This is a genomic window from Streptomonospora arabica (genome assembly GCF_039531585.1).
Lineage (GTDB): Bacteria > Actinomycetota > Actinomycetes > Streptosporangiales > Streptosporangiaceae > Streptomonospora > Streptomonospora halophila.
Map to the genome: position 1 here is coordinate 48,338 of NZ_BAAAQI010000011.1, position 12,968 is coordinate 61,305.

Annotated in this window: 13 protein-coding genes; 6 read left to right on the plus strand and 7 right to left on the minus strand. The window is 72.2% G+C overall.

Translation table 11 applies throughout. The features are described from left to right. Window positions 1-34: 34 nt before the first annotated feature. The 6 genes from ABD284_RS17470 to ABD284_RS17495 form a co-directional block, all read right to left on the minus strand. Window positions 35-1,054 (minus strand): L-histidine N(alpha)-methyltransferase, encoded by a 1,020-nt coding sequence (locus tag ABD284_RS17470; RefSeq protein WP_344144710.1) that lies wholly within the window; start codon window positions 1,052-1,054, stop codon window positions 35-37. Beyond that, the gene (locus ABD284_RS17475; protein ID WP_344144712.1) at window positions 1,051-2,049 is read right to left on the minus strand and encodes an iron-containing redox enzyme family protein; all 999 of its coding nucleotides are present in this window, start codon (window positions 2,047-2,049) and stop codon (window positions 1,051-1,053) included. Before ABD284_RS17475 ends, ABD284_RS17470 begins: the two co-directional genes overlap by 4 nt. Next, window positions 2,046-2,261, minus strand: a complete 216-nt coding sequence (locus ABD284_RS17480; RefSeq protein ID WP_040270383.1) for a CDGSH iron-sulfur domain-containing protein — start codon at window positions 2,259-2,261, stop codon at window positions 2,046-2,048. Before ABD284_RS17480 ends, ABD284_RS17475 begins: the two co-directional genes overlap by 4 nt. Next, window positions 2,254-2,904, minus strand: coding sequence for a HemK2/MTQ2 family protein methyltransferase (locus ABD284_RS17485; RefSeq protein ID WP_344144717.1), 651 nt, complete (start codon window positions 2,902-2,904; stop codon window positions 2,254-2,256). The genes ABD284_RS17480 and ABD284_RS17485 overlap by 8 nt, the downstream gene beginning before the upstream one ends. Window positions 2,905-3,160: 256 nt before the next feature. Further along, a complete protein-coding gene (locus ABD284_RS17490; RefSeq protein ID WP_344144719.1) occupies window positions 3,161-3,766 on the minus strand; it encodes a dihydrofolate reductase family protein in 606 nt (201 codons plus the stop codon). 404 nt (window positions 3,767-4,170) lie between these two features. After that, entirely contained in the window at window positions 4,171-4,734 is a 564-nt protein-coding gene (locus ABD284_RS17495; RefSeq protein WP_344144721.1) for a dihydrofolate reductase family protein, read from the minus strand. Between the two features lie 463 nt (window positions 4,735-5,197). Here ABD284_RS17495 and ABD284_RS17500 point away from each other — a divergent pair, with 463 nt between their 5' ends. From ABD284_RS17500 to ABD284_RS17525, 6 genes are all read left to right on the plus strand, one after another. Beyond that, the gene (locus tag ABD284_RS17500; protein ID WP_344144723.1) at window positions 5,198-5,905 is read left to right on the plus strand and encodes a TetR/AcrR family transcriptional regulator; all 708 of its coding nucleotides are present in this window, start codon (window positions 5,198-5,200) and stop codon (window positions 5,903-5,905) included. Between the two features lie 23 nt (window positions 5,906-5,928). Beyond that, window positions 5,929-6,378 carry a hypothetical protein gene (locus ABD284_RS17505; RefSeq protein ID WP_344144725.1) on the plus strand — a complete coding sequence of 150 codons (450 nt, stop codon included), beginning with the start codon at window positions 5,929-5,931 and terminating at the stop codon, window positions 6,376-6,378. 245 nt (window positions 6,379-6,623) lie between these two features. Then, entirely contained in the window at window positions 6,624-7,607 is a 984-nt protein-coding gene (locus ABD284_RS17510; RefSeq protein ID WP_344144727.1) for a CBS domain-containing protein, read from the plus strand. Between the two features lie 60 nt (window positions 7,608-7,667). Then, a complete protein-coding gene (locus ABD284_RS17515) occupies window positions 7,668-8,381 on the plus strand; it encodes a CBS domain-containing protein (RefSeq protein ID WP_344144729.1) in 714 nt (237 codons plus the stop codon). Window positions 8,382-8,487: 106 nt separating this feature from the next. Next, on the plus strand, window positions 8,488-9,459 hold the full coding sequence (locus ABD284_RS17520) for an Acg family FMN-binding oxidoreductase (protein WP_344144731.1): 972 nt from the start codon (window positions 8,488-8,490) through the stop codon (window positions 9,457-9,459). 690 nt (window positions 9,460-10,149) lie between these two features. Continuing rightward, window positions 10,150-11,838, plus strand: a complete 1,689-nt coding sequence (locus tag ABD284_RS17525) for a sensor histidine kinase (RefSeq protein ID WP_344144926.1) — start codon at window positions 10,150-10,152, stop codon at window positions 11,836-11,838. Between the two features lie 49 nt (window positions 11,839-11,887). Here ABD284_RS17525 and ABD284_RS17530 read toward each other — a convergent pair whose 3' ends face one another. Continuing rightward, window positions 11,888-12,862, minus strand: a complete 975-nt coding sequence (locus ABD284_RS17530; protein ID WP_344144733.1) for a universal stress protein — start codon at window positions 12,860-12,862, stop codon at window positions 11,888-11,890. Window positions 12,863-12,968: the final 106 nt, after the last annotated feature.

A 12,968-nucleotide genomic window follows, 5' to 3' on the forward strand; every position in this document is an offset into this window, starting at 1 on the left:
GACTGGTACGGGGGTCCTGAGCGCCGGTACGGCATCACGACTCCGCGGGAGATCCGGTACTACTACGGCGGAAGAGGAAGAGGCCGTAGCGCGCCTCGGAGTCCCGCCACTGGGCCCGCAGGCCGAAACCGTGCGCCTCCACCTCGCGGGCCAACTGTCGGCCGTCGAACTTCACCGAGTAGCCGACGTTCAAGAACCCCCCGCGCGGTATGCGCAGGGTGAGTTCCAGCCCTGGCAGGGACACCGTCCGGTCGGTCCGGGCGTGCAGGAGTCCCTCCACAGTGGAGGTGTCCCCGTTGTAGCGGGCCTCCGGAACAAAGTCGTCGAGCACGAAGTCGGCGCCGTAGCGGTGGTTGAGCTGGGTGAGGTAGTTGGTCCGGAAGTCGGCGAAGGCGGAGTACCCTGCGGGGTCGTTGTAGCAGGTTTCCAGGACCTCGCGGTCCTTGTCCAGGTCGGCGGAGACCAGCAAGCTCTCACCCGGGTTGAGAGTCCGGGCGATCTCGCCGAGCAGCGCGTCGCGCTCCCCGCGCGTGGCGTTGCCGAAGCTGCTGCCGAGGAGGGTGACCGCCAGCGGCCGGCCGGGGTGGGTGCGCAGCCAGTCGAGACCAGCCTCGTAGCGTCCGCACAACCCGATGATCTCCAGGGATTCCAGCTCCGAGCACAACGCTGCGCCGCTGGAGGCCAGCATGCTCCGGTCGACGTCGATCGGCAGGTAGGTCGTCTGGCGCAAGCGCACGCAGCTTTCCAGCAACAGCCGTGTCTTCTTCGCGCTTCCGCTGCCCAGCTCCGCGATCCGCCCGCAGGCGAGCAGCTCGGCTATCTCCGGGGAGTGACGCTCCAGCAGCTCGCGTTCCACGCGGGTCAGGTAGTACGTAGGCAGTTCGGTGATCTGCTCGAACAGCTCGGAGCCGACCGCGTCGTAGCCGAGCCAGGGCGGCAGCCGAGGCGGTGTCTGCTGGAGAGCGTCGCGCACCACCACATCATCTGGCACCGTACCCCTCTGGTCGGCGAGCGGGATGACACGGGCACGTTCCTCCGGTCCCGATGGTCTCAACGTTTCCTCCCGTCCGCCCCGTCACGGAAGCTCGACTCGCCGCGGTTCCAGTGGCGCAACAGCAGATCATCCGACCGGGCGGCCAGGAGCATGCTGGCGCGGATCCCGAACACGACGTCGGGGGCCAGCTCGGGTTCGGCGCTCAGCAGCGGCGCGATCACCCCGCGCCGGACGAGCTGCTCGTGCACCGCGTCGGCCTCGACGTGCTCGGCGTAGAACCGCAGTGCGGCCGGACTGCACTCCAGCCTCCGCATGGCCTTGACCAGCCGATCCGAGCCGGGGGAGGAGGTGAGCTCGATGGTGGCGAACTGCCCGATCAGCGCCCCGCGCAACCCGCGGTGGAGCCCGCACAGCGACATGAGGTTGACCTCGGCCAGTATCTCGGCGGGGGCGGAATCGAGGTAGGCGCCGTAGTCCGTGCAGAGGCCGAGCTCGGTCATCATGTCGGCGAAGAGCCGGGAGTGCGCCCGCTCGGGAATCCCGGCACCGTACTCGTCGTGCTGCACGGTCACGAGTGCGGCCTTCGGCGGGCCGTCCAGGCGCGGGATGACGAAGGTCTGCGGGTCGGCCTCCTTCAGGTGGTAGAGCGAGCGGTGCGCGACGTACTCGCGCAGTTGCCACAGTTGCCCGTTGCGGCGCAGGTGGTGGGAGACGCCGAACGCGTCGACGTGTTCGACGAGTAGTGCGTCGAGCTCGCTCCCGACGTCCGCGCCGGCGGGCACGTCGTCCCTGAGCGCGCTGAGGAAGAGCCCCTCCAGCTCCGCGCGGATCCCCAGCACAGCCGGATCCCACTCGCGGTCGGGGTCGGCCTCTCGGAACCCGCGGTAATGGAGTTCGTAGCAGCAGTAGAGGGCCAGCTGGAGGTCCTCACCGTAAGGTGCGGTCCCGTCGACGGCGGGAAGTGCGGGGCGGTCTCCGCGCAGCACGGACAGGACCGCCTCGGAGACCGGGCCGCGCGGCGCGGGAAGCGTCGGAGCCTCCGACATCGTCGTCATGGGCCATGCTCCTTCCCCTCGTCGTCGCGTACGCGACGACGGTGGCTGGTGTCGCAGAACGGGCGGTGCCGACTGCGGCCGCACGCGCACAGCGCGGTGACCACCCGGTCGCTGTGCACGCGCGTTCCGTCGGGCATCTCCACGTCGACCGGGCCGTAGACGAGGATCGGGCCCTCACCGGTGACGATGACCCGGCGACGGGCCTCAGCCATGGCGCGCCTCGATGACCACGAGTTCCTCCTCTACCTGGTCGGGGCCGAGTAGTCCGCGGGCACGCAACGCCGGGGCGCGTGCCCGCAGCACCGGCCCGAACGGGATGCGGGCCCTCGCGAGGACCTCAGGCACCAGTCCGGCCACCGCGAGCCGGTCCAACGTCGCCTGCTCGTCGGCGAGCCCGGACTGCACGAGCAGGAGCGCGCCGTCGTCACTGATCACCGAGGAGGCCCCCGCGCAGATGCGGTCCAGCAGGAGCCGCCCGTCCGGCCCCGCGTCCCAGCACCTCGCCATCCGGTGGCGGGGCGGCGGGCCGTCGGCGGGCACGTAGGGCGGGTTGGCGAGCACGAGGTCGAAACGGCGCGGGGCCACGGGTGCGAACAGGTCACCGCGCAGGACCGTCGCCGGGATCCCGCGCAACCGGCTGTTGAGCCAGCTCGCCAGGACCGAGCGCCGCGACAAGTCGATCGCGGTGAGGCTGGCCGCACCGGCGCGGAAGGTCTCGATGCCCAGGGCCCCGGTGCCCGAACCGACATCGAGCACCGAGCGCCCGGCGACCTGGCCGCGCCGACGCAGCACAGCATGCAGCAACGACGTGTCTTCCTGCACTCGGTAGACGCCCGGTGGCCTCACCAGCAACATGGAAAACCCGCTACCCGGTCCTCGCGCCGTCCTATCGATTCTCTCGAGTAATGATGGGCTCCATTGGGCGCCGGGGGGATCCGTCGTGGCCGGGTTTGACCGCGGCGATCAGCGCCCATTCCCCTTGCCTCGCCGCTCACTACCCCGAAAAGCCGCCAACCTGCGCCCGGACGTTGGCCTTTCGCTCCCGGTCAGGTATCGCTCCGCGCCCCCGGCGCCGGCCTGGCGGCCCTCCAGACCGGCGGACAGGGCGACATCACGCGGGGGCGCCGAGCGGCGGGTGCTCGAGCACGCGGGGCTTGTACTCGACCAACTGGATGCGGCCGTCGAAGGTGCGGTGCTCGATCATCTCGAGGGCAACGTCCGGATAGCCGTCGTAGATGCGTTCTTCGCCCGTGGCCCCGGTGATCACCGGGAACATCACGACCCTGAAGCGGTCGACGAGTCCGGCTCGTAGCAGGGACCGGCACAGGCTGAGGCTGCCGATCGTGCTGAGGAGCCCCGAGCCACTCGACTTCATGGCGCGGACCGCCTCGACGGCGTCGTCGCGGACGAGCGTGGAGTTGGCCCACGTCAGTGGCTCCCCGAGTGAGGAGGAGAAAACCACTTTGGAGGCTTGCGTGAGCTCGTCGACGGACGCCTCCTCTTCGGGCCTGAACTCGTCTTGGCCACTCGGGACCTCGCCTGCGGCGAAGCCCGACATCAGGCGGTAGGTGTTCGCGCCCATCAGGTAGGTGGCCTCGGGCTGCTCCCCGAGCCATGCGAGGTACTCCGGACCCTCGAAACCCCAGAACCCGGGCCATCCCTCTCCCGATGCGTGGCCGTCGAGGGAGGTGATGAAGTCGACGAGAAGCTCCGACATGGCGGTGTCCTTTCCTAGGATGTCCCGAGCTTGGACCGGCCGGGAGCCGCAAACTCATCGGCCGCGCTGTGGGTTTGGGTCCTGTCGTAGCTTCAGCTCGGCCCCATCTCAGCCCCACCCGCGAACGCTCCCGACGATCGACGCCGATCCCGGAACGTGAAGCCGCCCTGGGCGTCCAGCGCGTAGCGCTTTCCGGTTGTACGCCACAGGTGGTCGTCGATCGCTTCGGCAACTCCTGCTCGGCTCCGCATCTGCCCGTGGCGCGGCTGGTCGGTTCCGATCGCGCATCCGAAGGCTGATCAGCGCGGTGACGGCGAAGACGGCGGCCTAAGACGGTGCCGGACAGAGATATGGCGCGACCACTCCCCCAGGCTCGACAGGACCAGGTTTCCGCCGCCGGGCGCTCAGCGCCGGGTCTCGTACCTGGTCAGCACCACGCCGCCGGGAAACGTCCGGGTCTCCCCCAGGCTCAGACTCACCCAGTCGTCCAGGGCTGTGAAGAACGGCGTGCCGCCGCCCACCAGGACCGGATGGGTTACGAGGACGTACTCGTCGATCAGCCCGGCCCGCATGGCCGTCGCGGCGAGTGTGGCACCGCAGATGCCCATGGGGCCGCCGTCGTCGGCCTTGAGCCTGGTGATCTCGGTGACCGCGTCGCCGGTGACCAGACGGGTGTTCCAGTCGACCGTGGCGGTCGTCGAGGAGAACACCGCCTTCGGCATGTCCCGCCAGCGGCCGGCGTACTCGATCGTCGCCGGGGTGGCCCCCGGCTCCTTGTCGGCGGTCGGCCAGTGGGAGCTCATCGTCTCCCACAGTCTGCGCCCGTACAGCGCAAGGCCCGTCGCGGCCACCCGGTCGGACCACCACTGGAACAGCTCGTCGCTCAGCACGCTCCAGTTGAGATCGTCGCCGGGCGCGGCGATGTAGCCGTCCAGGCTCAGGTTCATGGCGAAGGTCAGTTTCCGCATGGCGTCAGCCTTCCGTGAGTCGGTATTCGGCGTACAGACCGGCACGGCGCGCAAAAGTCATCGGTCAGGCCACAATCGGGAGGGACGAGCCCGGCCGCGTCGCCGCTGGGCCTACTGCGAGCGCTTCCCCGGCGTGCGGCATGGTGAGCGCCCGGAGCGGCGCTGCGGTCGCCAAGGTTCCACCCGACTCCCCGCACGAAGACCGCCAGGACTCGTCCATCCTGGCCGGGGGCCCGCTGGGGCGCCCGCCCCCGCCGTTCGGCACCTTGTCCTTCACCCGCGGCGGCGTGCGCCACGCTATTTTTGCTATAGCAAGAACGCCAAGAGTCCCAAACAGGAAGGTGTCCTTCCGCCCCGAGGCCCGGTCGGCGGAGGTGTCCACTGAGCCCCGACCGGCGCGCTTGACGGCCGCCGCTGCACCGCGCAAAAATAAACCGACAGACGGTCTATTAATCGGAGCGAGATGGCACGCACCGTCGACGAGGAGTCGCACGCCCGCCGCCGCGAGGAGTTCCTCGACGCCGCCCAACGGCTCATCGCGACCACGGGCTACGAGCGGATGAGCGTCCGCGACGTGCTGGACGAGGCCAATGCCTCACGCGGCGCCTTCTACCACTACTTCGGCTCCAAGCAGGAGCTGCTGTGGGCGGTCGTCGAGCGCATGGGCGACGACCTGCTGCAACGGCTGCGCTCAGCCGTCGACGCCTCCGGCCCCGACGCGCTCACCCGCCTGCGCACCTACTTCGCCACCCTGGCCGCGCTCAAGCTGCCCCAGCGAAGGCTCCTCGTCCCCGCACTGCGCATCTGGCAGTCCGACGCCAACGTGCTGACCCGGCACAAGGTGCGCGCGGACATCATCGAGCGCCACACGCCGCTGCTGGCGGCGATCGTCCGCGAAGGAGCGCGGCAGGGCGTCTTCACCGCGCCTTCCCCCGAACACACCGGCCGACTGCTGATCACGCTGGTCCAGGACCTCAACGACGAACTGGCCCGGCTGTTCCTGGCCTTCGAGGCGGGCCGGGCCGACGCCGGCGACATCGAGCACACGGTCGCCGCCTACTCCTCGGCCCTGGAGCGCGCCCTCGGCCTGCCCGACGGCTCGATCGCCATCGCCGACCCGGCGTCACTGGCGGAGTGGTTCGACCCGCCCGCCGAACACGACCGAATCTGACAGAAGGGAAAGGGGACTCCGAGATGGAACTCGCCCTGGTCATACTGCTCCTGCTGATCACCGTGCAGAGCCTGGCGAAATTCGGGGTCTGGCTGGTCGTGCCATATCAGACCCGGATCGCCCGCATCGCCTCCTACTACGCGGGCGGGCCGCGCAAGCTCGCGATCGCCGACGGCGTCCTGCTGGCCCTGTCGGTCGTGCTGGTGCTGCTGCTGTTCGCCACCGACATGCGCTACCTCAGCTTCGTCACCGGACTCCTCGTCGGGATGACCCTGATCCAGCTGTTCTTCCACCGGTTCAACCGGCCGCTCCCGCCGGAGCACAGCCCCGAGGACACCCCCGCGCCACCGATCAAGCTCATGTCCTACGCCATCCAGGCGCGTCCCGGCCTCGCCTGGCGGGAGACGGCCGTGATCACCGCGCTCTCGGTGTGGGCGGTGTTCATGCTCGTCAGCCGAGGACTGCTCGGCTGACGAGCGGGGGTCCCGATCCACCCGCAGCGGAGGTCCCGAGGAGCCGGGACCCCCGTCCCCTCTTCCAGCGGACCGCCTATCCCGGCACACCCCGTCCCCCGCCCGGCGGAAGCCCCGGGCCGGCGGACGGAAGGAGGTCGCCGGCCTCCGGGCCGAAGGTCCGCCCCCGACAGGCCCGTGGGCACTGTCGGCTCGGCGGCGCACGGCGGAGCCTGGAGGCAGGAGGAAACGGTGAGAAGGAGGCCGTGACCGCACGGAACACACCCGCGGTGCCGGCCGCCGTACGCGGTTCCGCCGCGGGTGCGGTCGCCGCACCCGCAGACGACGAGTCGGGCCCGCACCGGCGAGCCCGCACACCGGGAGACGAAAGGCCCGCGATGCGCCAGATCGGCGAAGACCACACCCCGCCGCAGGCCGCGGCCCTCGAAGCGCGCGTGCGGCACCTGGAGGCCACAGTGGCCGAGCTCTCCGCGGCCGTCGAGCGGCTCAACCGCGGTGACCGGCCCGGCTCCGGCGGACGAGACGACCGCGGAAGCGCCGCCGGACCGGGCACGGCCTCGACGGGAGGAACGGGAAGGACGCTGGTGCACGCGATGATGTCGGCCCCGGAAGTGCTGCTGGGCCCGGACACCCCGGTGCGCGAGGCCGCCCGCCTGCTGGCCGACAACGGTTGCGACAGCGCCCCCGTCACCGGGGCCGGCGGCGAGCTGGCGGGCATCCTCACCGAGAGCGACCTGCTCGCCGACCACTTCGGGACCGACGACCGCGGCTACGCCCGCGGCCTGGACGCCGCGCCCGCCGCCCACCGGGTCGGCGCGGCGATGACCCGCGCCGTGGTCACCGCCGCCGAGGACGACGACGCCTGCGAGCTCAGCCGGCGCATGGTCGAGACGCGCATCCGGTGCGTGCCGGTGCTGCGCGCCGGGGCGGTCGTCGGCCTGGTGCGCCGCCGCGACGTCGTGCGGCTGCTGCTGCGCCCCGACGAGGACGTCCTCGCCGACGTCCGCGCCGCGATCGGCAGGAGCGCCCCGGATGCGGAGGATCTGGAGGTGAGCGTCCGCGACGGCGTCGTCCGCGTGGCAGGCGCTGCGGACGCCCGGACCCGCCGCGGCGTCGAGGCGCTGGAGCAGACCGTCCCCGGCGTGCGCTCCATCGTGTTCGCGCCCCCGGGCGGGTCCGTCCGGCGCGACGAGCCCGACCGCGCTGCCGGCTCGGCCGGCGCGGTCTGACCGAACCCGGCGGCACCCGAGTCACGGGCGCCGCTCAGGAACACAGAACAGGAGAAGACGATGCGAAGTACGGTCGCCGACGTCATGACGACCGGGGTCGCCTCGGTCACCGAGAACACCGGCTACAAGGAGATCGTGCAGGCACTGCTGGAACAGGGCGTCAGCGCCCTGCCGGTCGTGGACGCCGACGGCGGCATCCTCGGCGTGGTCTCCGAGGAGGACCTCCTGCACAAGGAGGAGTTCAAGGACACCGACCACGACAGCAACTACTGGCCGCCCCTGCGCGCCCGGCTGCGTTCGCGGCTCACCGGCGCCGGAGTGCTCGTGGAACGCGCCGACGAGAAGGCCGTGGCCACCACGGCCGGACAGCTCATGACACACCCCGCGATCACCACCCGGCCCGACGCGGCGGTCGTGGAGGCCGCCCGGCTGATGGAGCGCCGCGGCGTCAAGCGGCTGCCCGTGGTCGACGCCGCCGGCGCCCTGGTCGGCATGATCAGCCGACGCGACCTGCTGCGCGTGTTCCTGCAGAACGACGACACGATCGCCGCCGCCGTCCAAGAGGAGATCGACCACCTCGCCGCCACCGTCCAAGGCACCGACATCGCCGCCGCGGTCAAGGACGGCACGGTGGCCCTGACCGGGTCGGTCCACCACCGCAGCACCGGCCACACCCTGGCCCGGCTGGTCAACCGCATCGAGGGCGTCGTCTCCGTCGACAACAGGATGACCTGGCACGTCGACGACCTCCTGATGCCCTACGCAGGACTGTGAGCAACCCGCCGCGCTCGCCCTCGGAGCGGATCCGAGGGCGGACGCACAGGCCCCCGACCGTGAGGGCCGTCGCGCCGCCACCGTGGACCTCCGGAGCTGATCGGCCATGGACACCCGCAAGCCCCACTCCGCAGCCCACCCGCCGCTGCGCGCCGCACTGCAAGCCGGACAACGCGCACCCTCGGTGGCCAACACCCGGCCCTGGATCCTCAGCGACGAAGGCGACCGCATCGCCCTGATCGCCGACACCGACCAGCGCCTCGACACAGCCGACCCCCAAGCCCGCGAACTCCTCATCAGCTGCGGAGCCGCCCTCTACAACGTCCGCGCCGCAATGCGCGCCGAAGGCCGCACGCCCGAGGTCGCGATCCTGCCCGACCCCGACCGGCCCGGGCGACTCGCCGAGATCGCGGCCGGGCCGGCGAGCGAACCCGACGACGAAGCCCGCACCCACGCGCGGGCGATCGGCCGCCGCCGCACCCACCGCGGACTCTTCGCCGCCGACATCGACGACCTCGCCCTCGTCCGCAGACTCGGCACCGCCGCGGCCGCCGAAGGCGCCACACTGCAGCCGCTGACCACCGAACCGCTCATCCGCTGCCTCGCCGGACTGGTCAGCGCCGCCGAGCACCTGCACCGCCACGAGCACTCCCACCCCCACCAACCCGCCAATCGGCTACGCACGGCCCCAAGCCCCGACTCCGCTGCGCACGACTTCCCCACCGACCCGGACGGAGACGGATCCGACGCCCTGTTCCCCCGACGCGACCACGGCCACAGCCGCATCCCCGGCATGCCCGACTCCCCCGGAGCGGTCACCGGCACCCTCGCCCTGCTCACCACGACCGAGGACACCCGCGCCGCCTGGCTCGCCGCCGGCCAGGCCCTGCAGCGCGTACTGCTGGCGGCCGCAGCGGAGGGGGTCTCAGCCGCCTTCCACACCCAGCCCCTGGAAGAGCCCGCACTGCGCGCCTTCACGACGACGCGCCTCTGCGACGGCGCCCACCCCCAGATGATCCTGCGCCTCGGGCGCACCCTCCCCCACACCGCCACACCCACCGACCCCCCACCACGATGAGATAGGAACGCTCCTCCCCTCGAACCGGCGCGGCGCTACCTCCGCACGCACTCCCACCCGGCGCCCCCTCGCACCCACCGTCCGCCTGCGGATGCACCCCCGATCCGCGCGGGCATGCGGCCGCCCTTCCGCGCCGTCCATGTCGTCGACACCGACCGGGTTCGTGTGGCAAGCGGTGGTCGCGGAAGGGCTGCTTCGGGACAGCGACCACTGCGACCGCGGACGCACCGATACGCGCGTCGACCTGTTCGGCCGCATACCGCTGCTGCGGGCGGGCGGCGCGGATACGGCGCGCGGTGGCGGGCGTGCTGCGGGGTGGCGGGCGGCGAATCGCGGGCGCGGCGCCGAGGTGCCGTTCGGCATGGGGGGTCTCCGGCGAGCGCACGTTCGGCGGCGTGGCCCTGCCCGCCCGCGGTCAGGCCGGCCGGTGGTTCGGGACCGAGGGGTTCGACCGCGGTGGCGCGTTCTTCCGGTCCCTCGTCGACGGAGCGGACCGGAGCGCTCGGCGCCGCGATGACACCGGATCATCGCGGAATCGCCGTCCGTGGCAATCAGCACCGAAAGCCCGTTCCGGAATGCGGGGACACCTCAGTAGAGTCGGGCAGAGAGTACGGCCGCCGGCGCAGCGAGCCGTCCCGGCCTCGGAGGTGACTCTTGACCGGTGAGAACCACGAGACCGAGCCGACACCGATGCTGATTCCGCAGATGCAGCTCGACCAGCTGCTCGCGGAACTGCAAAGCCGCCTCAGCGCGGTGATGCTGACCCGGGACCGGGTGCACTCCCTGCTCAACGCCGTCGTCATGATCGGCACCGGACTGGACCTGGAGACGCTGCTGCGCCGCATCGTCGAGGCCGCCATGGACCTCGTCGACGCCCGCTACGGCGCCCTCGGCGTCGTCGGCCGCGACGGCGAGCTGGAGCGGTTCATCCCGGTGGGCCTGGACGAGGAGCAGATCGCCGCCATCGACCACTGGCCCCGCGGACGCGGCATCCTCGGGCTGCTGATCAAAGAACCGAGCCCGCTGCGCCTGCAGGAACTGGCCGACCACCCCGAGTCCGCCGGCTTCCCGCAGGGGCACCCGCCGATGCGCGGCTTCCTCGGCGTGCCGGTGCGGGTGCGCGACGAGATCTTCGGCAACCTCTACCTGACCGAGAAGGCCGACGGCGCCGACTTCGGCGAGGACGACGAGGCCATCGTCGTCGCGCTGGCGACCGCGGCCGGCGTGGCCATCGAGAACGCCCGCCTTTACGACGAGACCCGCCACCGGGAGATGTGGCTGGCCGCCTCCGACGAGATCACCACGCGCCTGCTGCGCGGAGCCCGCACCGACGAGGTCCTGCACCTGATCGCGGAGCAGGCGCGCCGCATGTCCGACGCCGACCTGGTCGCCATCGCCTCCCCCGAGCAGGAAGGGGAACGGTTGGCGGTCCAGGTGGCCGAAGGCGCCGGCACCGCCCTGATCCTCGGGCGCTCCACCCCGGCGGAGGGCTCCCTGACCGGACGGGTCTTCCGCAGCGAGGAGCCCGTCCTCACCGACATCAGCGAACCGGCTGCCGAACCGGCTCCGCTACTGGAAGGGCTGGGGCTGGGGCCGGCCCTGCTGGTGCCCTTGGGCGCGGGAGACACCACCCGGGGCGTGCTCGTCCTGGGACGCACCGCGGGCTCGGAACCGTTCCCCCCGACGACCGTGCGGATGCTGCACACCTACGCCGGCCATGCGGCCCTGGCCCTGGAGCTGGCCGAGGCGCGCAGCGACGCCGAGCGGTTGACCGTCCTGGAGGACCGCGACCGCATCGCCAAGGACCTGCACGACATCATCATCCAGCGGATGTTCGCGATCGCGATGTCGCTGATGGGCTGCGTCAACCGGATCGACAACCCGGGGCCGGCGCAGCGGGTGCAGCAGGCGGTGGACGACCTCGACGACACCATCCGCCAGACCCGCTCGACCATCTTCGCCCTGCAGCAGGTCGGCGAGGACCGCCGCTGGCTGCGCAACCAGATCCTGGACGCGGTCAACGCCGCCACCGAACCGCTGGGGTTCTCCGCCGACCTGCGGCTGGAGGGCGCGATCGACAGCCGGGTGCCCGACGACGTCGGCGAGCACGTGATCGCCGTGCTCGGCGAGGCGCTGTCCAACATCGCCCGCCACGCCGAAGCCTCGCGCGCACAGATCCGCGTCGTCGTCGACGACGGCATCTCGGTTGAGGTGGAGGACGACGGCGTCGGCATCCCCGAGGAGGGCCGCCGCAGCGGACTGCTCAACCTCGCCGACCGCGCCGCCCGCTGCGGCGGCGCGTTCGAGGCGAGCCCACGCCCCGGCGGCGGCACCCGGCTGTCCTGGCGCGCCCCCATCGACGAGGACGACCTCGGCTGATCGACGGTCGGGTGTGCGTGCCCGGTCCGCGTGCTCCCCCCGCGCCCGCTCAGCCGCCGGCGCCCTCGGGCAGGGGCCGGGCCACGAGGACCGGCACCGCGGTGTGGTGCAGCACCGCCTGGCTCACCGAGCCCAGGAGCAGTCCCGCGAACCCGCCGCGCCCGCGCGAACCCACCACGATGAGGGCGGCGCCGCGGCCTTCCGCCAGCAGCGCGTGCGCGGGATGGTCCTCGACCGCCACGACGCGGACCGGGACACCGTCCGTCTCGGTCGTGCGCGCCTCCTCCACCAGTGTGCGGACGTACTTGTCGGCGCGCGCGGCGGTGTCCTCGCGGTCGGCGGCATAGCCCGCGGCCGAGAACGGCGCGGCGTCGACGGGCGCCGGGACCGACCACGCGTGTACGGCCACGAGCGGGGCGCCGGTGCGCGCCGCCTCCGCGAAGGCCGTCCGCAGCGCGACCTTCGCGTCGTCGGAGCCGTCCAGTCCCACCACCACGCTCCGCCGGTCCTCTCCGGCCGCGCCGCGGCCGCCCTGCTCGGCGTGCGCGGGCTCGGGGACCACCGCCACCGGGCAGGGCGCATGGGCGCTGACCCGGATGCTCACCGCGCCCAGGAACGCCGAGGCGACGCCGCCCAGGCCGCGCGAGCCCACGACCACCATCGCGGCCGTGCGCGCCGCGGCGAGCAGGGCGCGGGACGCTTCGAGCGAGGTGACCTCGGTGCGTACGCCCAGTTCGGGATGTTCCGACACCACGTGCGCGACGGCCTCCTTTAGAAGCCGGGCGGCGTGGTCGGCCGTCTCCTGCGACGGTGTCATCCGCGCTGTTCTCCCCAGCGGTACGGCGAACAGGGGCATGTTGAGGGCGTGCAGCACGACCAGGCCCAGACCGCGGTCGGCGGCCGCCCCGGCGGCCCAGTCCAGCGCCGTCCGGCTCCCGAGGGAGCCGTCGACCCCGACGACGACCTCCGCGGGCGCCGCGGCGGTGCCGGTCGGGCGTGCGTTCGGGCTGCTGTCGCTGCTCATCCTGTGGTCCTCTCATCCGTGCCTCGGCGGTGCCGCCGGGCCTTGCTGCGGCTTGGGCGGTGCCTGCGGTGCGGCCGCCTCCGCCGCCCTCCCGGCGGTCGGGCGC